A 25,722-nucleotide genomic window follows, 5' to 3' on the forward strand; every position below is an offset into this window, starting at 1 on the left:
TGATAACTGATAGTAGTGTGATGATAGATATAGAAGACGAAAGTGTTTTGGCTGAGAAAAAGATCAAGACGCGGCTTAATAAGCTACAAAAGCGGCTGCGCCGCGAAATGGGACAGGCGATAGCTGACTTCAATATGATTGAAGAAGGCGATAAGGTTATGGTGTGCCTATCTGGCGGTAAGGATTCTTACGCTATGTTAGACATATTAATGAACCTTCAAAAAAGTGCGCCAATTTCCTTTGAGCTTGTTGCTGTTAACCTTGATCAAAAGCAGCCAGGCTTCCCTGAGCATATTTTGCCTGCCTATCTAGAATCACTGGGCGTGCCTTTCCATATAGTTGAACGCGATACCTATTCGATAGTCAAAAGTGTTGTTCCAGAAGGTAAAACAACGTGTGGTTTATGCTCACGCCTTCGGCGTGGAACGCTTTATGGCTTTGCTGAAGAGATAGGTGCTACGAAAATTGCGTTGGGACACCATCGAGATGACATTTTAGAAACGCTTTTTTTGAATATGTTCTATGGAGGCAAGCTTAAAACGATGCCGCCTAAGTTGGTTTCGGATGACGGTAAAAATATGGTTATTCGTCCCTTGGCTTATGCCCGAGAAAAAGATCTTGAGGTCTATGCGGAACTAAAAGAGTTTCCTATTATCCCTTGTAACTTATGTGGTTCTCAGGACAATCTTCAACGCCAAATTATTAAAGAAATGCTTCAGTCATGGGATAAGACTCATCCGGGCAGAATCGAGACAATGTTTAGGTCTCTACAAAATGTGGTTCCCTCTCATTTAGCAGATACCAATTTGTTTGATTTCAAAGGGTTAAGTAAAGAGTCTAATACACCTGGTATAGCGTCAATTAATCCTATCGGTGATGGGTTGATGTCTGATCGTATAGATATCTTGTCTATGTAAAAATACGAATCTTGCATTAGTTAGGTTCGTGATTTGTATACTTGGAATAATCACCTATAGTTGATTACATAAGGTAAGCAGAAAAAGTGTAGCTAAATAGTAACTGACTCGTATTGCTGACAACTATTCGTTATAGTCTCTGTTAGTACTACAAGATAAGTAGCTTCTTAGTTTACAAGTTCGTTTACACAGACTCATGAGGGAATATGAGCGAAGTCGACAACAAGTTGTTACATAGGGCGACTTACATGAGAAATCTATTGATTGCTCATGTAACAGGCCGTCAGGTTAATGAATCGGATTACCATAAATTGCGTCACTTTTTTATGGGGCTTGCCGATGTGTCTGAAAAAGTGCCCGCGCTTGTAATTGAGCATGCTGATCTTGCGAGTTTGTGGCAAAGCTTGAAGTATAGTTGTGGCTCACTCGAAGACAGAAAGACCTTCATTATTGACCAGTTTAGTGACTTTTTAGAAAGCCTTGAAAAAGACACTCAAACCAGCGAGCAAGTGGCCCGTTCTCATCAAGTATTAACAGAAGCCTTGTTACACGACACCTGGAATAAGGCTATTGTTTCATTAGAGCAAAAGCCAGAAGTGGCCGTAGAACAAATGCGTTTAATGGTTGAACAGCTTTGCTATCAGTTACTCCGCAACGTAAAAGTTGTGCCGGATCCAATGCAGCATAATTTAAAAGCTTTGGTTGGTCTTACGGAGCGCTCTTTAATGTTGTCTCCCGGTAAGAAATATTTTCACGTTATTAAAGAGCTTGTAGCCGGTTGCGAAGAAACGCTGAGTGCGATTGAAAACTTTCGTGCAGATAGAACACATTTAATTAGCGGGAAGATCGATTCGGCAGATAGAGACTTATCCTCAGCTAAGGTGCTAGTGAGTTTGTACGGTAGTTTGTGTTCTATGCTGCTTTCAGCTTGGCGTGTCCATGAAATGCTCATTGAAGGTGAGTCTAGCGCCTAAGCTGATTGCCTATTTGATTCAGTTGCCTTGCTGATAATTATGTTTGATATACTCTAGCCATTATTTTAGCGTATCTATTTTTTTGGCTGAGGTGTTATAAGTTGAACGCACAAATCAAAGCAGTTTCTGCGGTATTCTTCTTAATGTTACTAGCAGGATGTGAAACTGTTCCTATGCAAGATGGCCAACCGCCTGTTGAGCCAGCATCAGAGGATGCCCAAACCAATTCTCCAGCAACTTCTGCAGATAAGCGCTCAGACCCACCCCAAAGAGAGCCAGCTGTAAGTGGCGGTGATCAAATTAATTATTTATCAGGCCAATTGCTAACACTGCAGGAACAAGTGATTCAAATAAAAGCAGATACGGCCGAACTTAGGCGTAACGCGCAAATACTGTTAGCTCGTTTAGAAATGTTGAATAACCAAACAGTTCCCTCTAATGGGGCTTCTAATGCTGCTTCTGCCAATGTTGGGCCATCGCTTTCGCCTCAAAATGTTGAACAATTAACAGCGCAGCTAAATAATTTACTAGCACAAACACAGTCCAGTTATGAGCTAGTGTCAGGCTATACTGCCAAAGGGCAGTGGGTGCTCATTCGGTATGATCGATTTTCCGGTGAAACCTGGTTAGCGGATCAAAATCGTTGGAACTTGTTAGAAGAATCAACAGATATTTTGCCTTCGTTATATGAGGTTCAAGTTCATCGGGCTGATAAAGATATTAAGGGGTATGTGGCAGCTCGCATTGATCAAAAAACCGGTCAGACTTGGTGGTTGCGCGAGAATACATGGCAAAATTTTCAATAAAGTAAACAAATAACAGTCACTGCAAGCAATGAATACTATTTATTTATGAGTCAAAAACGCCACGCTTATCAAGACTTGATAATGTTGTTTAATGATTGTTTTGCTGATTACAACACGCGGCTAGTAAAGGGCGCTGATGAGCCGGTTTACCTACCGGCATCAGAGTTGTGTAGTTACCACCAAATCATTTTTGCGCATGGCTATTTTAGTAGCGCTTTACACGAGATTTCTCATTGGCTTATTGCTGGCCCGCAGCGTCGCTTAAAGGAAGATTTTGGGTACTGGTATCGCCCTGATGGTCGTAACGAGGATGAACAGAAAGCGTTTGAGCAAGTAGAGGTTAAACCACAAGCAATCGAGTGGATATTGTCACAGGCTGCGGGTTATCGGTTTTATATTAGTGCAGATAACCTTAATGGTGAGGCAACGGATAATAGCTCATTCAAGGAAGCAGTTTATCATCAAGTTGTTGATTATGCTGAGCATGGCCTGTCGAAGAGGGCACAGTCATTTCGTGAAGCGTTAGTGGCGTTTTATGGTACCGGAGATCCGAAAGCCCCTATAGTTTTAGATGCTTTTCACATAGGGGCTATTTGAGGCAGAGCGTGAGAGCGTCTTAATGCGTGTGCTTATGCTCTGTTGATTGCTCAGTATGCTTTGAATGATCCATGTTCATGGGCATTACGAATTTTATGGGTAGTTGTTTTTCTTGAGTGGTGCCATCTGAAAACGTAAACGTCATAGGGATGCTATCCCCTTCATTCAGTTCTTGTTGTAGGCCTATCAACATGACGTGGTGCCCGCCAGGTTTTAATATTGTTGTGTGATTGGCCTCAATCGTTACTTTATCTATCTGTCGCATTTGCATAACACCGTCTACATTAGAGTGGGTATGTAGCTCTACGTGCTCGGCGGCCGGACTGCTGGCTGAGATGAGATCAACAGCTTTGTTACCTGAGTTTTTAAGAGTCATGAATGCAGCGCTATTGAGTTGGCCATGAGGCACGGCTCGTGCGTATGGCTCACTAACAACGATATCTGCTAGGGCGAAAGTGCTTTGGCATAGCAAAGCAGCGATAAGTAATTTTCTCATGCAGATCAATCTCTTTATTATGATGAAGGCAGTAGAGCTTGTAAGGCTTCTATGAGCTCAATTGGTGAGGCGTTATGTGAAATGGTATTACGTAATTTACCTTGCGGACCTATTAAGTAAATCCGTGATGAATGATCAACCGCGTAACCCATCGCCGAGTCTTCCATTTCAATGCGGCGGTAAAATGCACCATATAATGCAACTACCTCATCGATTTCACTTTTGGTGCCTGTGACTCCCGTAAGCGCAGGATGAAAAAATTGTGTGTAGGTTTTTAGCTTTTCTGGGGTATCACGTTCGGGGTCAACGCTAACAAATAATCCAGCTACAAACGGTTGTTGTTCGGGTGGTAAAGAAACAAAGGCTTGGCGCATAATCGCTAATGCTGTTGGGCATACATCAGGGCAAGCTGAGTAGCCAATGTACATGGCCACGACCTTACCTCGGTAATCACTCAATGAAACGGGGCCGTCTGCCGATTGCAATGTAAAGTCCCCTCCTAGTTGAATGGCTTTCGGTAAGCTTGTTGGCTTTAAGAAAAGAAATACTCCTAAACCAATGAGTATCAAAAAAGTAAAAATGATGAGTCCCCGTAAAGGGGTTAGCGCATTGTTTTTCATTAGTTATTGGGCTACAAATTCAAATTCTGCTCGGGTTGGGTAAGCGAGGCTTTCGTCATGGATTAATAATGACGCCAACCATGTCATTGATCCTGTTGTGCAAACGGCCATTTCGATTGAGCCGCTCCAAGTATTGTCATTTACTTTTTTCATATCAATTTGGTTGATGCCCATAAACATTTTTTTACCTTGCAAGTCCAAAACAATATGATCAGCGTGGATATTAGTTAACGTTGTTGTAAAGGTAATTACTTTTAACGATTCGGGTTTCTCATTGGTAGAAAGCGTTACTTTTTGTTCGCCTGATATTGCTACACATGTGTCTTCACCTAAAACACACTCGTGGTCCAAGTGAAATACAGAAGATGATTCGGTTTTCTTCAATACGCTTATTAAAGACACTAACCCCCCAATAAATAGAATTAGGAGAGTAATAACGATTATGCGTATGCGTTGGCGCTTTTTATAACGGCGGCTGACTCTTCTTCCCCTTCGACTATGCATCTCTGGTGATTTGTTTGGCATCTTTAACTCCTTTTTTATTTTATACCGTTCCGTTGGTATGACAATGCGGTTAATTGTCGCACTAATAGCCTTTGTTTTTCTACATTAATGCGGGGGTATAGTGGCTCTGGCTGTATAGTATGGTTATTATTCGTTTATAAAAGAAAAAATGATGTTGTCTTACTTTTTTATCGGGGATTTTATGCGCTTAATAATTAGACTTATATGCGCTAGCTTGTTGTTAGCAGGGAGCTGCGTTCATGCTTTGGAATACTATACGGTTATTGATGAACCCATCAATGTGAGAACAGGACCAGGTACCCAAAATAAAGCGATTGCTCAAGCCCACAAAAATGAGCAGGTTCTACTGATCAAAAAGGAAGGGGATTGGGCTAATATCTTTTTTGTGCACCCTGATGGAAGAAAGATTGAAGGCTGGATGCATGCTGATTTTATTAAGCCGGATGCGGCAGTTAGGCAGGAAAATACACCAGTGACGGCGCATGCCTCTTATGCGCACATGGAGTGTCAGGAAGATGCAGAGAAGGAAGTGATTGCTACTTGTCTACTTGATATTGATATTTCAATTGCAGGGCCACAAGATGCAGAAGCTGTGTCCGTTTTGTGCGAATCAGAAATGTTATATAACGTTAAAGACGGAGAGGCATTGCCTGTACAAGAGTCTGGTAATATTCGTACGCCATTAAAACATGGGGAAGGAGCTGCACGCATGCAGCTCGTTATCTTTCCGTCTGCTAAGCAGCCAGTCAGTAGTGTGACAGTGGTCGATTACCGCTGTGTAGGGCATCCAGTCTGAGTTTTGGCGCGTCGTTTAAAGCGAACTTGCGCGATGATCATGCCTGCCAGCATCAAAGAGCAGCCGAAGGTCGCTCTTGAATCAAGTTGCTCATCTAAAAGCAGCCATCCGCCAATAGCTGCAAATAAAGCCTCTAAACTCATGATAATAGCCGCATGAGAAGGTGACGCGTTTTTTTGTGCGACAATCTGTAAGGTGTAGGCAACCCCAACTGACATAACGCCTGCATAGGCTATGGGTAGCCAGCTTAAGGTTAAATTATCGAGGGTCAAAGAGGCTCGTTCGATAGAAATGGCGACCAATAAACACAGTAAACCACAGATAACAAATTGGATAATTGCTAGGCGAAGGTTGTCGACCTTTGGTGCTACATAGCCAATAGCAATGACGTGTAAGGCCCAAAATACAGCGCCTACAAGTTCGTAGATATCCCCTTGGTTAATGGAGAATCCTTCATTAACACTTAAAAAATATAACCCTATAACGGCAAGCACAGCGCCTAACCAAGTGTTGGCCCCGTTTTTCTGCATAAAAAACAAACCGATAATAGGGACGAATATAATGTAAAGCCCTGTAATGAATCCTGCATTACCTGCAGTTGTGTGGATCAGCCCTACTTGTTGTAATGATGCACCACTGAATAGAAGTAGACCTGTCACCACTCCCGCTTTTAACAAAAAGCCAGTATTTGCCGAAGCGCTTGAGTTTTTTATAAGCCACAACAGGGGCGCTAGAGATAGCGCGCCTAATAAGAAACGAGCAGCATTAAAGCCAAATGGCCCCAAATAATCCATGCCTACTCGTTGAGCAACAAAGGCAAACCCCCATATAGCCGCGACCAATAGTAGTATTAAATCAGCTTTTGTATTTCGCGTATTCACTTCATACCTCTCAATAAAAAACGCACTATACTTATCTCAGTAAATGATTGCAGCAGAAACTAGAGCAGACTGAACACTTGTCCTATGTGAGGCTATTTAAACAAGTGTTAGAATACGGCTCTGGACTTTTATTTTTTAAGGGATGACATGCCAAACGTGCAAACTAATACCGTGAAATGGTACAAGCTCGTATACGGGCTGTTGGTTTTTTTAATGTTATTGGCTCTGGTTATTTTTGGCATAGTGACCTGGAATACGGTTAAAAGTCAGGCTAATAATTCATTAATCCCTCATAACATTGGTCTTTCATCCGCAATTAGTGAGTTTTTAAGCCGTCAGAAAAGTGTATTAGATTCTGTTGCCAGCTCTTTAAGCTATGATGCTGGACAGCAACGCTTAGAGGATATTTTGAAAGCCACTCCTCAGATGCGAGTCATGGCAGTACTGGATGAAAATTATCAACCCAAAGTAACAACAGGCGACCTAAAAGCTGATGAATGGAAGCCCTTATTTGTTAATGACAAAATGATAGGGCTGCCTTTTCGTCCCTCTTTTATTGGCGAAAGCGTACTGCCAATTAAGTCAACGGTCTATAATTCTCAAGGGAAAGTGACTGGGTATGTTGTTGCTGCCTATCGTCTTTTAGATAACAGTGAAATGTGGCAAGTATCAGATGAAGATGGCCTGCAACGGCGTTCGCTGATAGTTGGACCCGATGGGCGTGTATATGCGGCTTACCCCGAGTCGGCCAATTTCTGGGAAGGCTATATAGATACTTATGTCGATCCCGAGTTTGTTAGCGCCTTAAAATCCACAGACTCATTATCACAAGAAACCATTCTTAATCCGACCTCGGTAACGTTTCAAAATGAGGAAGTAGATATTGCTTCGCGCTATCTGCCTGAATATCAGCTCTATATTGTGAGTGGTGTTGATATGTCGGAGATAAAAGCCCGCTGGTTTGAGCGAATGCAGTATGTAGCCATGGCTGTGCTTATCTTTATTGTGGCTGGCTTTTTTATTTTTCGTGTAGTGCTAAAGCGTGCCGCTTTATCAGAAACAGAAAAAGACACGGCTGAGCGAAACGTTCTTAAGCTCTCGCAGGCGATGGAGCAAAGCCCCAGTAGTGTGGTGGTAACCGATGCGAATTGGATGGTTGAATATGATAACAAACGCCAGACCGATAAGCAGGGCGTCGGGAGTCGCTTAGAGGTAGGCAAGGCATTATTGGATGTATATCCGTACCGGTTATTAAACCGAGATCTTGAATCCATAAAGCACAGTTTAGATCATGGCGATAGTTGGTATGGGGAGCGTTTAGCTAAAGAGCCAAAACAATGGTTCTCGTTTTCGGTCAGTGGAATTACTGATAATGATGGCTCACTGACCAACTATGCCATTGTTGCTCAAGATATATCCGAACGAAAACGAACAGAAGTGCGCTTATATAAACAGGCAAATTTCGATGCCTTAACGGGTCTGCCCAATCGGCGTAGAACTAATGATTTATTAGAAGATCAGCTAAAAGAAGCCTGGAAGAACGAAGAAAAAGTAGCCGTACTCTATATGGACGTTGATAACTTTAAGCAGGTGAATGATACCTTTGGTCACATGCTGGGTGATCAAATGTTGCAAATGGTTGCCATGCGTTTACAAAAAGCCGTTATGTCGCGCGCGACAGCCTGTCACATGAGTGGGGATGAGTTTCTTATTTACATTCGATTTACCGATGAAAGTGATGTCAAAGAGCAAGCCGAACGCATCATGGAAATCTTAAAAGAACCGGTAAAATTAGAAGGTAAGCGTTTGTTCGTGTCCGTGAGTATTGGGATTTCGCGTTATCCAGAAGACAGCGGTGATGTGGGAGGGTTGCTTAAATATGCGGATATCGCTCTATATGAATCTAAAAATTTAGGGCGTCGCTGTTACAGCTTTTTCAATACCGAGCTTGATGAGCGTAATAAGCGTAAAGTTGAACTGGAAAGTGAAGTTCGTCAGGCGTTGGTTAATGAAGAGCTCTTCATGGCTTATCAAACGAAAAATCGTATAAGCAATAGAGAAGTCTATGGATTTGAAGCCTTAATGCGTTGGAATAGCCCAAAACTTGGGTTTGTTTCTCCCGAGGAATTTATTACAGCAGCAGAAGAAATAGGTGTCATTGATAGCCTAGGTGAATTCGCGCTGTACCAAGCGTGTGAAGACCTGAAAAAGTTTCAAGAAGACGCTGATCACCCGTTAACAATGGCGGTTAATGTGTCAATGAAGCAATTAACACATTCGGATTTAATCCAAACTGTTCAAAATGTATTGGAAGAAACGGGCGTTAATCCCAAATGTCTTGAACTGGAGATTACAGAGTCAATGCTTGCACAACGCTTGGACGAAGTGCAGCCGGTTCTTAATGGATTGTTAGAGTTAGGTGTCTCTTTATCAATCGATGATTTTGGCACAGGGTATAGTTCGCTTAGTTATTTAACCCGATTCCCTGTCTCTACGTTGAAAATTGATCGATGCTTTGTCATGGACATGGTCGAGAACAAAAGTGATGCGACCTTAACCCATACGGTTATTACGATGGCGCACAAATTGGGCCTAAAAGTGGTGGCGGAGGGTATAGAAGATGAAGACCAACTAGCATTGCTAAGGGTATACGATTGTGACATCGGCCAAGGATATTTTTTCACTAAGCCATTAAATTGTGAGCAAATGCAGTCTCACTTACGTTCTCTCAAAGAGAAGCCTGATTGGGCTATTTAAGACTCACCACTATGTGAGTCTTAAATAATGTTATTAACCGTGACGTTACCACATTAGGTCATCAGGTATTTGGTAGGCCGCGTACGGGTCGTCTTCGTCTACTTCTTCTTTTTTAGCTTGAATAATCCACTCAGGTTTGCGCGCTGCTATTTTTTCGGCGGCGTCAGGAGGGACGATAAAAACGTTGTCTTCTTCGGGTACGGCAAGCGCTAAAGTACCTTTAGAGAGCATTGTTTGTTGTTCTTGTGTAACGTAAATGCTTTTGATTTTAGATCCATACGTATAGTTGTAGCGGATCTCCGCATCAGGGTTACGCTTAATCTCGAATTGTTGAATGATTTGGGTTGCTTCGGCTTCGGCAGCCCTTTTTGCTCGTTCGACTTCTCGATCTAAATTAAGTTGTTGATCTCGTAATTTTTTAGCTTCGCGTGCGGCCTGTAGCTCGGCTTGAGTGAGCGCAGGTGTTTCTGGTGTTGATGTTTGCTTTTTGGACTTACGCTTCTCAGCCTTAACTTTGTTGGCTTGTTTTTTAGACGCCAGTCCTGCCTTTAGTAGTTGATCTTGCAGGGAAATAGCCATCAGTGTATACCTATCATGTATGTAATTGAGGCACTATAACATAAGGCGGTTTGATGGATAACAGGTCGATGAGGTTTTCTAACTGGGCAGCCGTAGCGTTGAGCATAGGCCTAAAACATGACAGGTGTAGGATGAACGGCCGCTCTGGAGCCTCGTTGGAGAGAACAGTAACCAAAGCGGCCGTTTTAAGTGTATCGCCTACTACATACAGTACGATACCTTATTAATGATAGTCTAATTAGCGTATAAGGAAAGCGTTTAGGTTTTTAATAATCCAGTTGTTCAAGATCGTCACTAATTTGGCTCATCAGGCGTCGCTCTTCGAGAGTGTCTTCAATTAGGCGGCGCTTCTTACCGTTGAACCCTATCCTTTTTCTACCCTTGCTTGATTCTTCATCATCGGAGTAGAAGTCGCTCCAGTCATCAATATCGTCGCTGGATAGCTTTTCAACACGAATCTTAGTAGTCATTTAAAACACTTCTCAATATTAATACATGCTTTAATCCGGCCTAATCGGTTTAGTAGGCTCGGCTCAATAAATACGTTGGTAAGCATTACTTTGTAGTGCTTATTGGCGAATATAGTGTGTTTCTTTTGTTTATGAAAAATTAAATTTTTTTATTAAGAATCTCGTTTTCTGCGATATTCGTAATCGGTAACGAGCGTGTTTGTTGGTCAGGTATCGCATGACAGATTTGTGACTGAAATTTCAAATTTATATATTAAAAACAATAGATTAAAAATCATCATCAAATATGTCTTGCATACTTCTTCGAAGCTCGCGTGCTTCTAGCATTTCCTCTATGTTTTTTCTCACACCGCGCCGAGTGTTTTTTTGAGAGCTAATAAAGCCAAGATCGATGTCATCATCACCGTCTAGGATGTCCGCATCGTCTAGGTAGTCATCATTGTGTTGTTTTCCAGCCATAATAGTCCCCCGTTTAGTCAATGGAAGTTAGGTAGTAACGTAGCAAATATGTGTCAATTTTTAGCGATGTGAACAGTTGCTGTAAATTGAAAAAAAATCCTTTATTAGGTGATTTTTTTTGAATGTAAATCAAGTAAGTGGTGTTTTATGTTCAGGCTGATGTTGTATTAAACAATGGGATTCGTAACTATTGATGTGGGTGCTGGTTAGCAGTCTTTAGCCTGTTTATGCCAAGCTGTCCGTTATTTTGTATAAAAAGCGTGGTGATAAATCTGCCATCCGCTTATGCTTCTATTACGGAAAAAATCGACCCATCATTTATACTGTTAGCTCACCCTCGGGAGATTAAATGTGAGTACTAAGTACCTAAAGCGCTTTTTCCAACCCCGTTCAATTGCTGTTTTTGGCGCTTCAGAACGTAAAGGAAGTATGGGTGGTATAGTCTTGCAGAATCTTCTCGACAGTGGTTTTCCCGGAGGGTTGTTCGCTATTAACCCTGAGGAGTATCAGTCTGTATTTGGTGTGCGTTGCTATCGCGCCTTAACTGATCTTCCTGAAATGCCAGATCTGGCTATTATTTGTGCTCCGCCAGAATCTGTGGCCGATATCGTCCGCCAATTGGGTAGTCATCGTGTTAAAGCGGCTATGGTACTTACCGGGGGGTTATCAATATCGGGTAATCCGCGCGTATCGAATTTGGGTGAGGACGTTAAAGAAGCCGCAAAACCTTATGGAATACGTATCTTGGGGCCCGAGTGTATGGGGCTTTTGGTTCCTGGTTCAAAAATGAACGCCAGCTACTCTCACGTTAATATCCAAAAAGGTAAGGTTGCTTACATAGGTCAGTCGGGGTTGCTAGGTACGGCAATGATAGATTGGGCTAATGGGCAAGAAATTGGCTTTTCACACTTTATGACATTGGGTCATGGGGTGGATGTAGATCTTCCTGCTGTCATTGATTATGTCTCTAAAGACCCATATACCCATGCCATTCTTTTGCAGTTAGATCGTATTTCTGGTTCGGCTCGTCGCTTTTTGTCGGCTTTGCGTGCGGCTTCAAGAAATAAACTCGTGCTCGTTTTGAAGTCCGATATTATTTTTGAAGAGGCTAATAAACCCCCTTTAGCCCCAGGTATTCCCGATGAAGATCGAATTTATGATGCGGCCTTGCGCCGAGCGGGCGCTGTACGGGTAGAAACTTCGGATGAGTTATTTCACGCGCTTGAAACCCTGACGCGTATGAAACCATTACGAGGGGAGCGGTTAGCGATTGTCTGCAACGGCATGGGGCCAAATGCATTAGCCACAGACCGTTTATTAAAGCGGGGAGGGTTGCTTGCGCCATTATCTGAGGACACGGTCACTAAATTAAATGCATTGCTCCCTTATGAATGGAATGGCAAAAACCCACTCGACATAAACACGGATGCAACCCCTGAGCGCTTTGCTGCAGTAATCGCTATTTTAGTAAAAGATGCATCAGTCGATTCGGTGCTATGTATTCATGCACCCACACGTCTAGCGCCTAGTTTGGAAACAGCGCAGGAAGTGGTAAAGGTCGCTCGTAAATCCATGCGTAATATTTTAACTTGCTGGATGGGGCGAGCTACCGCTATTGCAGCTCGTAACCATTGTAATTCGGTTAATGTAGCAACATTTATTACGCCTGAAGAAGCCATTGATGCTTTTATGCACATGGTTGATTATCACCGTAACCAAGTTACTATGCGCCAAACACCACCTACTTATGTTGAGCAAAACTCTCAAAATCATCAAAAAGCCGTTGGTTTGTTGGAGAATGCTAAGGCGCAAAATAGAGATTTCTTAACCCACTCCGAAGTGTGTGCTTTATTAGAACTGTACGATATACCGGTACAGAATAGCTACTACGCTGATGATATCAATGGCGTTATAGCGCTGGCGCGTGAATTAGGAGGCTCTGTCGCGGTTAAAGCACTGCACGTTGAAAATGTTTATCCATTTAATTACGACGAAAACAGCCGACAGCGATGGCATGACCTCGCGCAAGATATTTACTCCATCAGTGAGGTAAGGCATGCCACCACTAAGCTTGCGTACCGTATGAGTGAGCGCTTTAGCGAAAGTGAGCTGTTTGGCTTTTGTGTGCAACAGATGAAACGAGGCTTTCAATCTTTACAAATCAATGTGGGCATAACACGAGACCCAACCTATGGGCCGTTGATTGTATTTGGTGCAGGCGGCTATGCGGTCGATGTGCTAGCTGATCGACATGTTATGTTGCCTCCAATGAATATGTCTCTAGCGCTGGAGCTCGTTAAAAGCTCACGCGTTTACCGCATTATCAATGAGCGCAGTTATCAACCTGAGCGTGATGTAGAGCAGTTATGTGAATTGATTATCAAACTGTCAGAAATGGTCGTCGATCTTCCCGAATTAAAATGCTTAGAAATTAACCCACTGCTACTCAACAAGCTCGGAATATTGGCGGTTGATGCATCCGTGTCGCTGGGAGAGCCTTCACGCTTATCTATATCGCCTTACCCCGGTAATTTAGAAGAACCAATTACCCTTAAACGCTCAGGAAGACCTGCTGTTGTTAGACCTATACGGGCAGAAGATGAGCCTGAGCATCTCCTTTTTTACAACCAGCTCAGCCCCGAATCTATCCGCATGCGCTATTTTTATAGCCGCGGTATACCTACACACCAAGAATTAGCTACTTGGACTCAAATAGATTACGACCGTGAAATGGCATTTATTGTTTCGGCTCCTCGTTTAGATGGAAAAGGCCCCGAAACCTTGGGAGTTGTTAGGGCGGTGACCGATGCCGATAATATCCGAAGTGAGTTTTCAGTGGTTATACGTGATGACCTGCAAGGGGAGGGGTTAGGGAGAATCCTAATGTCTAAAGTCATCAAGTACTGTAAAGAGCGAGGCACGCTTTTGCTTGAAGGCTCTACATTGCCAGCCAATAAAGGAATGCAAGGTTTAGCTGCCAAGCTTGGTTTTACCAATGTTTTTAATGCCGAAGATGAAGTCGTAGAAATGAGGATGATGCTAAATGAACCAACAGAAGAGTGGCAGATAACGCGTTTACATCAATAGCTAATAAGAATGCACGAGTGTTCGCGGATGGTGAGTCACTCTAAACACTCATATGTTTACGGTTCTCGTGAATAATAAAGGTTACAAGTTAGGGCAAAACATTTCGTGCAGTGTATGGATAATACGCTTTGCCTTGTCACCTGCTAGCGAATAGTAAATGGTTTGCGACTCTCGCCGTGTCTGTACTAGGCCATCATTGCGAAGAATGGCTAAATGTTGAGATAGGGCTGATTGGCTTAAGTCGACTTGGTTGTTAAGTTCGGTAACCGATAGTTCTTTATTATCGAGATGGCATAAGATCAATAACCGGCTTTCGTTGCCAAGGGCTTTCATGAGTTTGGCCGCTTGCGCCGCGTTGCTTTTCATTAATGAGAGAGCTTCTGGGGTTGAGTCAAGTTCAGTTGTAGCCAATGTAGACTCCATAATTAGTGAATATTGTTATTAGTAAGAGCGAATCAGCGCTCATAAGACTTGACCAAAAGTATGACGTTGATTGTACAAAAACGCCAATATGTACTCAATTATTCCTAACATTTAAGCCTATAACAAATAGCTTAATTTAGACTGTACAAATATAGATCTAGGTCATGAATACGCAATGAACTCATTCACGACGCGGATAATCTAATTATTATAAAAAGATAATTTATCGGTCAGACGACTAACACGGTGAATGCGGTAAAGCGCATGCAGAGAATGGCGAATGCTAGGGAGATAACTCATGAGAAAATTACTAGTTTTGATCGATCCAACGCAATGGATTGATGGTGTATTTCCCGATTACTATCTCAATAAAGTTACCACATTATCACTTCAGCTAGATGCATTAGTTGAGTTGTACGCGGTTGGCTATAGTGGGTCGCTTCATAATGCTTATCGTTTTGATCGTGAAGCAGAAAAACAAGCGATTCAAGGCTATGTAAAGGGGCTTGAGAAACAACTAGTTGAAATATCACAAGTGCTGCTGTCCCGAGGTGTTTCTGTTGGATATGATGTGGATTGGCACAAAGATTACGCGGCAACGATCACAGCTAAAGCTAATCATTTCTCGCCTGATTTGATTGTGGCACCTTTTAATTTGCACAAAGGAAGTTACGTACTCAATCAAGGTCAGTGGAAATTGGTGGCGGAAGTAGAGCAACCCTTGTTAGTGATTAAAGAGTCAGCTTGGGGCAGCCATCCACGTATTCTTGCGGCGATCGACCCGTTCCATCCAGGTAGCCGTTCAGAGTTACTTGAGTTAAAAATTATCGAGGTTTTTAAAAAAATTAGCCAAGCGCTCGTTGCTGAGCAACACGTGCTGCATGCGTTTACGACAATTCCTCAAGCCACTATTTTTAATGAACACGTGACCCTGAATTTTCAAAAGTTACAAGAAGGTATTACCCAGCAGCACAAAGAGGCTCTAGCCGAGTTATTCGAAGCTCAAGCATTGCATGATGCCATTCCCCATTTGGAGCAAGGAGAGTTTCATGAAGAGATTGAAGATCTTTGTCAATCAGCGTTAATTGATGTGATTGTGATGGGGTCTGTGTCACGGGGAATAACGGATCGACTGTTAATTGGTAGCTCTGTAGAACGAATTATGGATTCGGTGGATGCCGATTTATTATTAATTAATGATAAGTAACGGGTAGGTCTACACAGAGGCCCGTTAAGTCTGTTTAATGTGGGCCTCTGCTTTTTACATTAAATATCGAACTCTGCCCACACGGGTGCATGATCGGACGGTTTTTCCATTGCTCGTATATCATAGTCTATGTCGGCATCTGTACATGCCGCTAGTAACGAAGGCGTAACCAATAGCGTATCGATACGTAGTCCACGTTTAGGTTCTAGCTCAAACATACGCGATCGGTAATCAAACCAGCTAAAGCGGTCAGCGCGGTCTGGGTGAATTTTACGGTAGCTATCTTCCAGTCCCCAGCTTAACAGGCGGGCAAACCACTCACGCTCAATAGGCTGGAAGCTCGACTTGCCGGTTTTCAACCACCTCTTACGATTAACCTCGCCAATGCCGATATCTAAATCGGTTGGAGATATGTTGAAGTCTCCCATGACAATCACATGTTTATCATTGGATAAATGAGTGGTGAGGTGGTCTTGTAAATCCTCGTAGAAACGCTTCTTTGCAGGGAATTTGATTTCGTGGTTTATATTTTCACCTTGCGGAAAATAGCCGTTTAGCACAGTAACCAGGTTGCCTTGATCACTTTCATATTGGCCGATAATCATGCGTTTCTGATCATCCTCGGTATCTGTCAAAAAGCCCTTTTGTACACTGATTAGTGGCTTTTTGGTGATGAGGCACACGCCGTAGTGGCTTTTTTGGCCAAAGAACTCAACGTGATATCCCAAATCTGTAATGCTGCTTACAGGGAATTGAGGGTCGTCTACCTTGGTTTCTTGTAAACCAATAATATCAGGCTGATGGGTAGCGATGAGTTGTTCTATTTGGTGGGGTCTGGCGCGGATGCCATTAACGTTAAACGAGATTACTTTCATGGGATGAGTGTCTTACTGTTAGTCAAATTTTGTGCATCATAACATGGCGACGGGAAGTTGGCCGCTCTGGGCGATTTGATTTAACTATCAGGTTGTTAGTTATCTTTGATTGGTAGCTGGAAGCGAGCTAGAGTACCTTTATATGTATTTATCGATCAATAAGTGAAGGAGTAGCGCGTGTCTGCATATGATTATGACCTGTTTGTTATTGGCGCAGGGTCTGGTGGCGTTAGAACCGCTCGTATGGCCGCCGCAAAAGGGGTCAAAGTAGCAATCACTGAAGACCGCTATCTCGGCGGTACCTGCGTGAACGTGGGTTGTGTTCCCAAAAAACTGTTTGTCTATGCCTCCAAATATGCCGAAGACTTTCACGATGCCGCTGGCTACGGTTGGTCAGTTGGTACGCCTAATTTTGATTGGGCTACCCTGCGTGATCGGAAAAACAGTGAGATAGAGCGCTTAAACGGTATATATAGAAACATGTTGGTTAATTCTGGCTGCGATCTTATTGATGGTAGGGGCCGTTTAGTTGATGAGCATACGGTAGAGGTGGGCGGTAAACAGTATACGGCTGAACGCATTTTATTAGCCACAGGGGGCTGGCCTTTCATTCCCGAGTTTCCGGGTAAAGAACATGTTATTAGTTCTAACGAAGTGTTTTATCTTGAAACGTTCCCTAAGCGTGCGGTGGTAGTGGGTGGCGGTTATATTGCTGTTGAGTTTGCAGGGATTTTCCAAGGGTTAGGAGCGAGTGCTACGGTAGTTAACCGCGGTGATATGATTTTACGTGGCTTTGACGATGACATACGCCGATTTGCCGCTGAAGAAATGGCTAAAAAAGGTATCGAGTTCCGCTATGGTATTACCGTAAAGGAAATTACTAAACTCGATAGTGGAGAGCTCAAACTGAACTACTCCGATGGCTCCGAGCAAATCGCTGATTGCGTATTATATGCTACTGGCCGAGTACCTCATGTTGTGGATTTAGGTTTAGAAAACGTAGAGGTTAAGCAGCAAAACAACGGTGCCATCATTGTTAATGACAGCTTTCAAACGAGCGTTCCTTCAATTTACGCGTTAGGTGACGTAACGGATAAAGTGCAATTAACACCGGTAGCCTTAGCTGAAGGTATGGCTTTAGTCCGTCATCTTTACGAAGCAGGTAATCCCGCGGTGGACTACGACTTAATCCCGACGGCCGTATTTTGCCAGCCGAATATCGGTACTGTTGGTATTACCGAAGAGCAAGCACGAGAACGTGGTTTTGATGTTGATATCTACCGCAGCGATTTCCGGGCGATGAAAAATACTTTAGCTGATAATCCCGAACGTACCTTAATGAAAATGATTGTTGATAAAAAGACAGACAAAGTATTGGGAATTCATATGGCGGGTGCGGATGCAGGGGAGATAATTCAAGGCATGGCTGTCGCACTCAAAGCGGGTGCAACCAAAGCGGTGTTTGATTCAACCATAGGTATACACCCAACGTCCGCTGAAGAGTTTGTAACCATGCGTGAGCCGGTTAAATCGTAGCGGTGTAAGTCTCTTAAAAACGACCCTATTCGGGTCGTTTTTTGTGATACTAGCTAAGCATTTGTCATCTAAACAGCGTTACAGTCTAATGCCGCCAATGGTATAGCCTCCGTCAATAGTGATTTCCTGTCCGGTTATGAATGGGGCATCTTCAGATAAAATCCAAGCAACAGTACCTGACACGTCATCGGGAGTGCCATTTCTCCCTAATGGCGTTTGAGCTTTGAGTTTGGCTGAAAGGTCGGTATTGAGTACTTCGTCCGCCATAGGCGTTAGGATGATTCCGGGGTTAATCGCATTCACCCTAATACCGTGCTGGCCTTGCTCAACGGCTAGGGTTCGCATCATCGAAAGTAATGCTCCTTTGGTACCTGCATAAGCCCCCGTACCTGGCATTACGGCGTTAGCGGTCCATGATGCATTGATAAGAATAGAGCCGCCTTGGTCTAAAGCGCTCAAACAATGCTTTATCGTAAGAAATGTGCCCTTGAGGTTGGTAGCGACGAGCGCGCTGATATCAGCTACGTCAGTTTCTTGTAAGGGTTTGAACTCGCCTAATATACCTGCATTGGCAAAAACGCCGTCAAGCTTTCCAAAGTGATTCACTGCTTGGCTTACTGCTTCCTGTACTTCGGTTTCTTGCGTTATATCACAAGTTAATGCTATGGCCGTACCCCCTAATTGTTCGATATCTGTAACCAGTTCTGTCAGAGGTTTCAATCGTCGACCGACGAGAACAAGTTGTGCTCCTTCCCTGGCTAAGCGTAAGGCAGTGGCTCGCCCCATGCCCGTTCCTGCACCTGTTATAAGAATTGTTTTGTGATCAAAGCGTGACGCCATCATGATGTTTTCCTCGATTCGTTATAGCAATGACGATTGTAAATTGATGATTATTTGTTGATAATACCTCTATAACTTCATTGATTATAAAGCGGTAGTTTATAATGGATCTTTTTCGTTCAATGCAGGTGTTTGTTGCGACGGTAGAAAAGGGCTCGATGAGTGCGGCAGCCGCGCAGTTAGGCATTTCTTCAGCGATGGTCGGTCAGCATATAGCCGCTTTGGAAGTGCGCATGAAAACGCGTCTACTGAACAGAACAACCCGTCGGCAAAGTTTGACTGATTTCGGTGCGAATTATTTTGAGCAGTGTAAAGATATTTTGGACCGCATAGCGATAACAGACCTAGAAGCGGAAGCGCAGCAGAGTGAGGCGTTAGGTAAATTAAGAGTCACGGCGCCATCAACGTTTGGGGCAACGGTATTAATGCCTGCATTGGCACGCTACCGAGAGGAATCTCCGCTGGTGGATTTGGATATTGTGCTGACAGATCGTAATGTTGATCTGGTGGATGAAGGGTTTGATTTTGCATTTCGTATCGGTGTCCCGCCAGATAGTCGCCTTATTGCGCGCAAGCTCATGCCTTACACAATGGCTATTTGTGCGGCACCTTGCTATTTGTCGGTTAAAGGTCAGCCGGCTCACCCTGTCGATTTATCGGCCCATGACATGGTTTCTTTTACTCCTGCGGCGGGTTCGGTTTTGACGCTATCTAAAGGAGAAGAGCTGGTAAAGGTCATGCCTAACTGCCCAATCAAAGTAAACAGTGGACATGCTTTGCTAACATCGGCCTTGGCTGGTTTAGGGGTTGTTGTACAGCCTAAGATTTTACTGGCTGCTGCTATAAAAGAGGGGACTTTGGTAGAGCTGTTCCCAGATTGGCAATTAGGCGAGCGCCACGTATCGCTATTGTATTATCGGGACCAACGAATGACACCTAGGATGCGCAGTTTCATCTCTTTTTCGTTGGCTGCGTTTGGATAGGTGTCACCCGTAAAATAGCTGAGTCAGTACGTTAATTAAGCCTGAGTGATATAGCTCGTTTTAATAAGTAAGATGCGGCGTTAAATATAGCTATTTTCAGCGCAAAAGCTCTTTACGAAGTATGTCTGCGCCTGCGGCTAAGGCATTCATTTTGCCTCTTGCTACTTGATGGGGCAGTGGAGCCATACCGCAATTGGTGGATGGGTAAAGCTTGTCAGCATCAACAAATTTAAGCGCTTTTCGAAGGGTAGCTGCGACCTCTTCGGGTGTCTCGATAGTATGAGTGGCTACATCAATAGCCCCCACCATTACTTTTTTACCTCGAATGAGTTCAATTAGATCCATTGGGACATGAGAATTTTGGCATTCTAATGAGATAAGGTCGATATTTGATGTTTGAAGTTTAGGGAATATTTCTTCGTACTGACGCCATTCTGATCCTAATGTTTTTTTCCAATCAGTGTTCGCTTTGATGCCGTAGCCATAGCAGATATGCACAGCAGTCTGGCACTTTAGGCCTTCAATTGCTCTCTCTAAAGCGGCTACGCCCCAATCATTCACTTCGTCAAAGAACACATTAAATGCCGGTTCATCAAACTGGATAATGTCAACACCCGCGGCTTCTAACTCTTTAGCTTCTTGATTAAGAATTTTAGCGAACTCCCAGGCTAACTTTTCTCGGCTTTTGTAGTGGCTGTCATACAGCGTATCAATCATGGTCATCGGGCCTGGTAAAGCCCATTTAATGGGTTGCTTAGTTTGTTGGCGCAGGAATTTTGCGTCCTCAACAAAAACCGCTTGTTCTCGGGTTACCGCTCCTACAACTGTGGGTACACTAGCCTCATAACGGTTGCGGATCTTGACGGTCTTACGGTTTTCAAAATCAACACCACTGAGGTGTTCTATAAAAGTGGTGACAAAATGCTGGCGTGTTTGCTCACCGTCACTGATGATGTCGATGCCGGCTTTATGTTGATCTTGTACTGAGAGGCGCAAGGCATCTTGTTTGCCTGTAATGAGTTCGTCGTTTTCTAATTTCCAAGGTGACCATAATGTTTCCGGTTCTGCTAACCAAGACGGTTTCGGTAAGCTGCCTGCTGTTGATGTAGGTAATAATGTTTTCATGGTTGTTAATGTCTTATATTTCAATGCGTTATTGGGTATATCAAGACTTGTTGTCGAGTGAGTCTTGTAGGTGAATTCATAATTAAGTGAAAGCGGCCGACCATTGTTCAAGCACGGCCTTATACGGCTTAATAAAGTGCTCTTCAGCAAATTTACCTTGTTCATTGGCTAGTAGGCTGCGCTCACTGCGGTCATAAATTATTTGTGTAACCGAATGGTCCTGATTTTTCAGCTTAGGTTGGTAGCATTGACCCGCTATGGCATTCGCATTGTAAATTTCGGGACGGTAAATTTTCTGGAATGTTTCCATCGTGCTAATAGTGCTAATGAGCTCTAGATTCGTGTAATTGTTAAGTAGATCGCCAACAAAATAGAAGGCCAATGGAGCAACGCTGTTTGGAGGCATGAAGTAGCGCACCTGCAAACCCATTTTTTTAAAATACTGCTCGGTTAACGATGATTCGTTAGGTTGATACTCAAAACCCAATACGGGGTGTTGGTTCTCGTTTCGGTAATAGATTTTGCTATCAGATACGCTAAGACAAATGACAGGTGGTTTTTTAAAGTTTTGTTGGTAAGTTTCTGAATTTACGAAATATTTGAAGATTTTTCCGTGCAGATCACCAAAGTTCTCTGGGATGCTAAATTTAGGTTGATCTCGATTATGATCTTGAAGTAAGACGCTAAAATCATAATCTCGGACATATGAAGAAAAATTGTTTCCTACAATGCCTTCAATATATTCATTTGTTTTATGGTCAACTATGTTTGTTTTCAACACTTCTATAGTGGGGAAGGTTTGGCCGTTACCTTCAATATCCATGTTCACAGAAACTATTTCTAAACGAACGGAATAGCGATCCGCGTTGGGGTTGTCCCAATGGGCTAAAGCATTAAAGCGGTTGTTGATCATTCTTAGGGTGTTGCACAAATTTTCTTGGCGACGCTCGCCTCTCGCCAAGTTTGCAAAGTTGGTCGTGATCCGTGTGTTGTTGGACGGACGGTAGTTCTCATCGAAAGCGGTGCTTTTAATTGTGAAAGTAAAGTCTGTGTACATGATATCTGCCCCCTAAATTTGCTGTATAGCTTGTGTTCATTCCTTGCTCTTTCGAGACAGTCTCTGTTATGTGCTGATTGGCTTGGTAGCCCCAATTTCGTGTTAGCCATTGCTCATGGTTAGCAACACACCGCTACGAAGTTAGTAAAGTGCTATAACAGAGGGTTTATTTATACAGGCTAATAAACATGAATAAAAATGTTTTAAATTTAATTAAAATTGATTTTAATTCATGTTGTTGGTTGTTGGTTGTTGGTTGTTGGTTGTTGGTTGTTCGATTTGTGAAGTGACTACTGGGGAGAGGGGGATGTATGGATCAGTTTGAGCAAGTAGCCTTTGTGTGGGGCTACTTGCTCTAGCGCGGGTTGCTATCTGGCTTGCAGGGCGGCGATTCGATCATCTAGGGGAGGGTGGCTGGACATCAGTTCAGCTAGGCCTGTTTTAAAATGACCATTGATACCAAAGGCGTTAAGCTGTGATGGAAGTTGGTCAGGAATCTCATATTCAGCTTTCAAGCGCTGTAAAGCGCCTATCATCCCTTGTTTGCTGGCGAAGTCTGCGCCGGCTTCGTCTGCCCTGAACTCACGACGGCGTGAAAACCAAGCAACAATCATAGATGCAACCAGACCAAACACAATTTCTGCCACAAAGGTTGCTATGTAGAAACCGAATCCTACCCCACCTTGGTTATCACCGCGGCGAAGTAATGAGTCAACAAAGTAGCCTACAATTCGTGCAAAGAACATGACAAAAGTGTTTACCACGCCTTGAATTAATGTCAGCGTAACCATGTCACCATTAGCAACGTGACCGATTTCATGAGCCATAACGGCTCTGGCTTCTTCTGGGCGGAAACGTTGGAGTAACCCAGTACTGACGGCTACTAGGGCACTGTTTTTGTTCCATCCAGTAGCAAAAGCGTTAGCTTGTTGTGCATTAAAAATACCGACATCGGGCATGCCGATGCCCGCTTTGTCAGCCAATTCAGCCACGGTATCCAGTAACCATTGCTCTTGTGGGGTTGAGGCTTTTTTAATGATTTGGGTGCCCGTGGACATTTTGGCCATGGTTTTAGACAAGAACAGGGATATAAATGATCCGACAAAGCCAAACACAGCACAGAATATAAGCAGACTGCTTAAGTTGAGTCCATTCTGATCAAGGTAGCTACCAACGCCTAATAGGCTGAGGGTAACACTAGCAACCGCTATTACGGCTAGGTTGGTTAAAAGAAAAAGGATAATGCGCATAGGTTGTGCTTCCTAACTGTGAGTTATGTGCCTTAGATGTGGGCTCAGAGTAATAGTTTCAAGTTATTGGTCAGTTATTAAACAAGAATGCATTGCGTTAATTAATCTTACGTTAACCGCAGCGGCTTAAGGCTAGGTTTTTAATTCGGTGGCAAATATTATGCTATAATTTTCCCCGTTGAAGTCATTGCTCAGTTGTACCTTGTGCTGCTGAATCGGTCATCAATCAGTAAAGGTGAAGTAGTAAGTTTACTGCTTGTAGAAGTACGAGTAAGCCACATAATAACCGTTTTGTGAGGCTGCATTAGGTTAGGTACAGAATTAGTGAGACACAAAAAAGTAGTCCCGCCGGAGTCTATTATTTGCTTGGATATTGAGGCAAGTGGCTTAGGAAGTCGTTCATATCCAATAGAAATTGCATGGAAACGTTTTGATGAAACATCCTTTGATTGCTTTCTGATTAATCCAGAAACGGGTTATAACTGGAATGATTGGGATGAGTCAGCAGCTCAGGTTCATGGCATAGCCTATCAGGATCTATTAAACCAAGGCATTGATGTGAGAGTGGCTTGTGCGCGTTTAAATACTCAATTAGCCGGCTGCACAGTCTATAGTGATGCATTTGAGTTTGATTACTTTTGGATGCGTCGTCTCTTTGACGCCGCGATGATTAAGCCGAAGTTTCAGCTAGATGGTATTGAGTCGTTGTTGTCGGTTGAGCAATTAGACAAGTATCAGCGAGCATCTAAAGAGTCATCTCGTGAGCACCGGGCAATGTCCGATGTTGATGATCTGCTGTTAGGCCTTAAAAGCTGTTTGCTTTAAGAGCGCTAATGTAGATCTGCATTATTTTACCTAAAGGAGCCTTACGCTCCTTTTTTTGTATCCATTGCTTTTTACGCGTTATGTATGACGCAGCTAAGCGGCTAAACCATCTAAACCTGACTCAAGTTTCATGGCGTCAGCTAATGAGTCAATAATGTCTGAGTTTATGCCAGCCAGAGCAGCTATGTCGCGTGGAAAATGCTCTTGGACGTCTTCTAGGTTTCTGGATTCTCTGATGCAGTCGTTCATGTAGCTTGCCAAGTGTAGAACTGCGCTAAGAGGCTGAGGGGACTCACTCACAAGAGGAGCTTTGTAGTTTTTTACAGCAATGCCTAAATCGGGTGGAAATTTCCACATATCAAGTAATGCTTGCCCGGCATCCTGTGATGTAAAGCCTAGACGTTCGAGTTCAGCTTTTGTGCGGCTGACTTTTTGCTCATCAATCAGTGTTTGGATAGCTTTAGCACGGTTGGGCTGGGCCAAGTGCAATAATAATCGCCCAATATTATGGATAATACCTGTCGTAAAGGCGATGTCAGACTCCACTTGTTTTGTGTGGTCTGCAAACCATCGCGCTAAAGTCGCAACACGGAACGACTCTGCCCAGAAAGATTTAATATCAATGCCATCGACGTCTTTAACAGAGCCAGCGAAGCCGGATGCAATGACAAGGGTTTTAAGTTGCCCCATACCAAGCATAACGGTTGCTTCATCAATGGAAGACACTTTTCTGGATAGACCAAAATGAGCAGAATTAACTAAGCGGAGAATTTTTAAAGATAAGGTTTGGTCTTCACTGACTTTTTGAGCAATCTGGTCGTAGTCAACGTTTGGGTTGTTCAGTGCTTGAATCAGTTCACGAACCACTTCGGGTACGTTAGGCAGTTTATTGGTTTGGTTTAGTAGCTCTTTAATTTCCATGCTCTCTCTCCGCCGAGGAATGACTATATCAAGCGTAGAGCAGGATTGAGATTTAGCAATATTGTTGCCGTTATTTGATAGCCGTTCAGAGTGCGTGCGGCAAGAACTATGAGCAAGGATATGAGCTTGGCATTATGTAAAAAAGGCTCCGAAGAGCCTAATTTAAGGAACGGTATCTTTTGGGTGTAGCGGCGTTATTTATAGGTTTAGCACATATGATTCAATTTTTTCGCGTAGCTCACCATATTGGCCCATTTCTTCAGGCAAGAAGAAGAGCTTATAGTAGCAACGTTCTTTTAGCTGGCCTTTGTTGCCTTTGATATTTTCTTTTAAGTTGGCGTAGGCGTAAGACATCTGAAGGTGAATAACGCGAGTGAAAGGCGGAAGGGTAAATTCGTGATCTTCTAGGTCGTAGCGCTTTTTAGTTTCTTTAATGGTGTAAAAAGAAACTTCGGCAGCATGGTTTAAGTTGAGCAAAAAATTTGAGGTCACCGGAACTAGGTGCTGCCTATCTAGACCGTTGTGTTCCATATAAATACCGCAATTTTTTTTAATTTTAATAAACATACTGATCCCATCCTTATAGTGTGTGGAGCGCCTCTGGACTTATTATATGTTGGTTGATGTGGCTAACTAACATCTCCCTTAACAATAACGAAAAGTCTTGCGAGCAGGCAATATAAAAGCGACATTATTCACGCCGCTTAATATGTGTA

General features: G+C 43.2%; 26 protein-coding genes. 11 read left to right on the forward strand and 15 right to left on the reverse strand.

Features of this window, described 5'->3' with window-relative positions; genetic code table 11:
• Positions 1–20 precede the first annotated feature (20 nt).
• The 4 genes from ttcA to BS617_RS05590 all read left to right on the forward strand — a co-directional run bounded on the left by ttcA (position 21) and on the right by BS617_RS05590 (position 3,294).
• Positions 21–917, forward strand: a complete 897-nt coding sequence (gene ttcA, locus BS617_RS05575) for a tRNA 2-thiocytidine(32) synthetase TtcA (RefSeq protein WP_075171885.1) — start codon at positions 21–23, stop codon at positions 915–917.
• Positions 918–1,165: 248 nt separating this feature from the next.
• Positions 1,166–1,891, forward strand: a complete 726-nt coding sequence (locus BS617_RS05580) for a hypothetical protein (RefSeq protein ID WP_075171886.1) — start codon at positions 1,166–1,168, stop codon at positions 1,889–1,891.
• Positions 1,892–1,992: 101 nt separating this feature from the next.
• Positions 1,993–2,697, forward strand: coding sequence for a hypothetical protein (locus BS617_RS05585; RefSeq protein WP_075171887.1), 705 nt, complete (start codon positions 1,993–1,995; stop codon positions 2,695–2,697).
• Between the two features lie 81 nt (positions 2,698–2,778).
• Positions 2,779–3,294 (forward strand): elongation factor P hydroxylase, encoded by a 516-nt coding sequence (locus tag BS617_RS05590; protein WP_249263576.1) that lies wholly within the window; start codon positions 2,779–2,781, stop codon positions 3,292–3,294.
• Between the two features lie 19 nt (positions 3,295–3,313).
• On the opposite strand, the gene BS617_RS05595 is transcribed toward BS617_RS05590, so the two are convergent.
• Genes BS617_RS05595 through BS617_RS05605 form a run of 3 tightly spaced genes read right to left on the reverse strand, consistent with a single transcriptional unit; the run spans position 3,314 to position 4,935 of the window.
• On the reverse strand, positions 3,314–3,790 hold the full coding sequence (locus tag BS617_RS05595) for a copper chaperone PCu(A)C (protein WP_075171889.1): 477 nt from the start codon (positions 3,788–3,790) through the stop codon (positions 3,314–3,316).
• Between the two features lie 17 nt (positions 3,791–3,807).
• The gene (locus tag BS617_RS05600; RefSeq protein ID WP_075171890.1) at positions 3,808–4,410 is read right to left on the reverse strand and encodes an SCO family protein; all 603 of its coding nucleotides are present in this window, start codon (positions 4,408–4,410) and stop codon (positions 3,808–3,810) included.
• Between the two features lie 3 nt (positions 4,411–4,413).
• Positions 4,414–4,935, reverse strand: coding sequence for a hypothetical protein (locus BS617_RS05605; protein ID WP_075171891.1), 522 nt, complete (start codon positions 4,933–4,935; stop codon positions 4,414–4,416).
• A gap of 181 nt (positions 4,936–5,116) precedes the next feature.
• Between BS617_RS05605 and BS617_RS05610 the strand changes: the two genes are divergently transcribed.
• Positions 5,117–5,731, forward strand: a complete 615-nt coding sequence (locus BS617_RS05610) for an SH3 domain-containing protein (protein ID WP_170870321.1) — start codon at positions 5,117–5,119, stop codon at positions 5,729–5,731.
• On the opposite strand, the gene BS617_RS05615 is transcribed toward BS617_RS05610, so the two are convergent.
• Positions 5,704–6,612: a DMT family transporter gene (locus tag BS617_RS05615; RefSeq protein ID WP_075171893.1), complete on the reverse strand. Its 909-nt coding sequence runs from the start codon at positions 6,610–6,612 to the stop codon at positions 5,704–5,706. The genes BS617_RS05610 and BS617_RS05615 overlap by 28 nt on opposite strands.
• 147 nt (positions 6,613–6,759) lie before the next feature.
• Here BS617_RS05615 and BS617_RS05620 point away from each other — a divergent pair, with 147 nt between their 5' ends.
• Positions 6,760–9,369 carry a bifunctional diguanylate cyclase/phosphodiesterase gene (locus BS617_RS05620; protein WP_075171894.1) on the forward strand — a complete coding sequence of 870 codons (2,610 nt, stop codon included), beginning with the start codon at positions 6,760–6,762 and terminating at the stop codon, positions 9,367–9,369.
• A 45-nt stretch (positions 9,370–9,414) separates the two neighbouring features.
• On the opposite strand, the gene BS617_RS05625 is transcribed toward BS617_RS05620, so the two are convergent.
• The 3 genes from BS617_RS05625 to BS617_RS05635 form a co-directional block, all read right to left on the reverse strand.
• Positions 9,415–9,948 (reverse strand): DUF2058 domain-containing protein, encoded by a 534-nt coding sequence (locus BS617_RS05625; RefSeq protein WP_075171895.1) that lies wholly within the window; start codon positions 9,946–9,948, stop codon positions 9,415–9,417.
• Positions 9,949–10,214: 266 nt separating this feature from the next.
• Complete coding sequence (locus tag BS617_RS05630) at positions 10,215–10,418, reverse strand: PA3496 family putative envelope integrity protein (protein WP_075171896.1); 204 nt, start codon at positions 10,416–10,418, stop codon at positions 10,215–10,217.
• A gap of 267 nt (positions 10,419–10,685) precedes the next feature.
• Entirely contained in the window at positions 10,686–10,877 is a 192-nt protein-coding gene (locus BS617_RS05635; RefSeq protein ID WP_075171897.1) for a PA3496 family putative envelope integrity protein, read from the reverse strand.
• A 351-nt stretch (positions 10,878–11,228) separates the two neighbouring features.
• Between BS617_RS05635 and BS617_RS05640 the strand changes: the two genes are divergently transcribed.
• The gene (locus BS617_RS05640) at positions 11,229–13,964 is read left to right on the forward strand and encodes a bifunctional acetate--CoA ligase family protein/GNAT family N-acetyltransferase (protein ID WP_075171898.1); all 2,736 of its coding nucleotides are present in this window, start codon (positions 11,229–11,231) and stop codon (positions 13,962–13,964) included.
• A gap of 81 nt (positions 13,965–14,045) precedes the next feature.
• Here BS617_RS05640 and BS617_RS05645 read toward each other — a convergent pair whose 3' ends face one another.
• On the reverse strand, positions 14,046–14,330 hold the full coding sequence (locus BS617_RS05645) for an ArsR/SmtB family transcription factor (protein WP_075173445.1): 285 nt from the start codon (positions 14,328–14,330) through the stop codon (positions 14,046–14,048).
• Between the two features lie 355 nt (positions 14,331–14,685).
• Here BS617_RS05645 and BS617_RS05650 point away from each other — a divergent pair, with 355 nt between their 5' ends.
• On the forward strand, positions 14,686–15,594 hold the full coding sequence (locus BS617_RS05650) for a universal stress protein (RefSeq protein ID WP_075171899.1): 909 nt from the start codon (positions 14,686–14,688) through the stop codon (positions 15,592–15,594).
• Positions 15,595–15,653: 59 nt separating this feature from the next.
• On the opposite strand, the gene xthA is transcribed toward BS617_RS05650, so the two are convergent.
• A complete protein-coding gene (gene xthA, locus BS617_RS05655) occupies positions 15,654–16,469 on the reverse strand; it encodes an exodeoxyribonuclease III (protein ID WP_075171900.1) in 816 nt (271 codons plus the stop codon).
• Between the two features lie 177 nt (positions 16,470–16,646).
• Between xthA and gorA the strand changes: the two genes are divergently transcribed.
• The gene (gene gorA / locus BS617_RS05660) at positions 16,647–18,005 is read left to right on the forward strand and encodes a glutathione-disulfide reductase (RefSeq protein ID WP_075171901.1); all 1,359 of its coding nucleotides are present in this window, start codon (positions 16,647–16,649) and stop codon (positions 18,003–18,005) included.
• Between the two features lie 78 nt (positions 18,006–18,083).
• On the opposite strand, the gene BS617_RS05665 is transcribed toward gorA, so the two are convergent.
• A complete protein-coding gene (locus BS617_RS05665; RefSeq protein WP_075171902.1) occupies positions 18,084–18,848 on the reverse strand; it encodes an SDR family NAD(P)-dependent oxidoreductase in 765 nt (254 codons plus the stop codon).
• 101 nt (positions 18,849–18,949) lie between these two features.
• Between BS617_RS05665 and BS617_RS05670 the strand changes: the two genes are divergently transcribed.
• Entirely contained in the window at positions 18,950–19,828 is an 879-nt protein-coding gene (locus BS617_RS05670; RefSeq protein ID WP_075171903.1) for a LysR family transcriptional regulator, read from the forward strand.
• Positions 19,829–19,924: 96 nt separating this feature from the next.
• Here BS617_RS05670 and BS617_RS05675 read toward each other — a convergent pair whose 3' ends face one another.
• The 3 genes from BS617_RS05675 to htpX form a co-directional block, all read right to left on the reverse strand.
• Entirely contained in the window at positions 19,925–20,953 is a 1,029-nt protein-coding gene (locus BS617_RS05675; RefSeq protein ID WP_075171904.1) for a methionine synthase, read from the reverse strand.
• Between the two features lie 82 nt (positions 20,954–21,035).
• Entirely contained in the window at positions 21,036–22,010 is a 975-nt protein-coding gene (locus BS617_RS05680) for a DUF1852 domain-containing protein (RefSeq protein ID WP_075171905.1), read from the reverse strand.
• Positions 22,011–22,378: 368 nt separating this feature from the next.
• Positions 22,379–23,260: a protease HtpX gene (gene htpX, locus BS617_RS05685; RefSeq protein WP_075171906.1), complete on the reverse strand. Its 882-nt coding sequence runs from the start codon at positions 23,258–23,260 to the stop codon at positions 22,379–22,381.
• A 324-nt stretch (positions 23,261–23,584) separates the two neighbouring features.
• Between htpX and BS617_RS05690 the strand changes: the two genes are divergently transcribed.
• Positions 23,585–24,085, forward strand: a complete 501-nt coding sequence (locus tag BS617_RS05690) for a 3'-5' exonuclease family protein (protein WP_083609943.1) — start codon at positions 23,585–23,587, stop codon at positions 24,083–24,085.
• 93 nt (positions 24,086–24,178) lie between these two features.
• Here the strand turns inward: BS617_RS05690 and BS617_RS05695 are convergent, their stop codons facing one another.
• Both BS617_RS05695 and BS617_RS05700 read right to left on the reverse strand, forming a co-directional pair.
• Positions 24,179–25,006 carry an HDOD domain-containing protein gene (locus BS617_RS05695; RefSeq protein WP_075171907.1) on the reverse strand — a complete coding sequence of 276 codons (828 nt, stop codon included), beginning with the start codon at positions 25,004–25,006 and terminating at the stop codon, positions 24,179–24,181.
• Positions 25,007–25,204: 198 nt separating this feature from the next.
• Positions 25,205–25,573 (reverse strand): hypothetical protein, encoded by a 369-nt coding sequence (locus BS617_RS05700; protein ID WP_075171908.1) that lies wholly within the window; start codon positions 25,571–25,573, stop codon positions 25,205–25,207.
• Positions 25,574–25,722 lie beyond the last annotated feature (149 nt).

Origin of the sequence: Neptunomonas phycophila, from assembly GCF_001922575.1 — a bacterium.
Lineage (GTDB): Bacteria > Pseudomonadota > Gammaproteobacteria > Pseudomonadales > Balneatricaceae > Neptunomonas > Neptunomonas phycophila.

Bases quoted from the DNA above. Each gene is read 5' to 3' on its own strand.
- BS617_RS05595 (WP_075171889.1), bottom strand. From the start codon at position 3,790: ATGAGAAAATTACTTATCGCTGCTTTGCTATGCCAAAGCACTTTCGCC.
- BS617_RS05635 (WP_075171897.1), bottom strand. From the start codon at position 10,877: ATGGCTGGAAAACAACACAATGATGACTACCTAGACGATGCGGACATC.
- BS617_RS05645 (WP_075173445.1), bottom strand. From the start codon at position 14,330: ATGAAAAGCAACGCGGCGCAAGCGGCCAAACTCATGAAAGCCCTTGGC.
- BS617_RS05630 (WP_075171896.1), bottom strand. From the start codon at position 10,418: ATGACTACTAAGATTCGTGTTGAAAAGCTATCCAGCGACGATATTGAT.
- BS617_RS05700 (WP_075171908.1), bottom strand. From the start codon at position 25,573: ATGTTTATTAAAATTAAAAAAAATTGCGGTATTTATATGGAACACAAC.
- BS617_RS05605 (WP_075171891.1), bottom strand. From the start codon at position 4,935: ATGCCAAACAAATCACCAGAGATGCATAGTCGAAGGGGAAGAAGAGTC.
- BS617_RS05625 (WP_075171895.1), bottom strand. From the start codon at position 9,948: ATGGCTATTTCCCTGCAAGATCAACTACTAAAGGCAGGACTGGCGTCT.
- BS617_RS05670 (WP_075171903.1), top strand. From the start codon at position 18,950: ATGGATCTTTTTCGTTCAATGCAGGTGTTTGTTGCGACGGTAGAAAAG.
- BS617_RS05675 (WP_075171904.1), bottom strand. From the start codon at position 20,953: ATGAAAACATTATTACCTACATCAACAGCAGGCAGCTTACCGAAACCG.
- BS617_RS05665 (WP_075171902.1), bottom strand. From the start codon at position 18,848: ATGATGGCGTCACGCTTTGATCACAAAACAATTCTTATAACAGGTGCA.
- BS617_RS05620 (WP_075171894.1), top strand. From the start codon at position 6,760: ATGCCAAACGTGCAAACTAATACCGTGAAATGGTACAAGCTCGTATAC.
- ttcA (WP_075171885.1), top strand. From the start codon at position 21: ATGATAGATATAGAAGACGAAAGTGTTTTGGCTGAGAAAAAGATCAAG.
- htpX (WP_075171906.1), bottom strand. From the start codon at position 23,260: ATGCGCATTATCCTTTTTCTTTTAACCAACCTAGCCGTAATAGCGGTT.
- BS617_RS05610 (WP_170870321.1), top strand. From the start codon at position 5,117: ATGCGCTTAATAATTAGACTTATATGCGCTAGCTTGTTGTTAGCAGGG.
- BS617_RS05600 (WP_075171890.1), bottom strand. From the start codon at position 4,410: ATGAAAAACAATGCGCTAACCCCTTTACGGGGACTCATCATTTTTACT.
- BS617_RS05650 (WP_075171899.1), top strand. From the start codon at position 14,686: ATGAGAAAATTACTAGTTTTGATCGATCCAACGCAATGGATTGATGGT.
- xthA (WP_075171900.1), bottom strand. From the start codon at position 16,469: ATGAAAGTAATCTCGTTTAACGTTAATGGCATCCGCGCCAGACCCCAC.
- BS617_RS05695 (WP_075171907.1), bottom strand. From the start codon at position 25,006: ATGGAAATTAAAGAGCTACTAAACCAAACCAATAAACTGCCTAACGTA.
- BS617_RS05580 (WP_075171886.1), top strand. From the start codon at position 1,166: ATGAGAAATCTATTGATTGCTCATGTAACAGGCCGTCAGGTTAATGAA.
- BS617_RS05590 (WP_249263576.1), top strand. From the start codon at position 2,779: ATGTTGTTTAATGATTGTTTTGCTGATTACAACACGCGGCTAGTAAAG.
- BS617_RS05680 (WP_075171905.1), bottom strand. From the start codon at position 22,010: ATGTACACAGACTTTACTTTCACAATTAAAAGCACCGCTTTCGATGAG.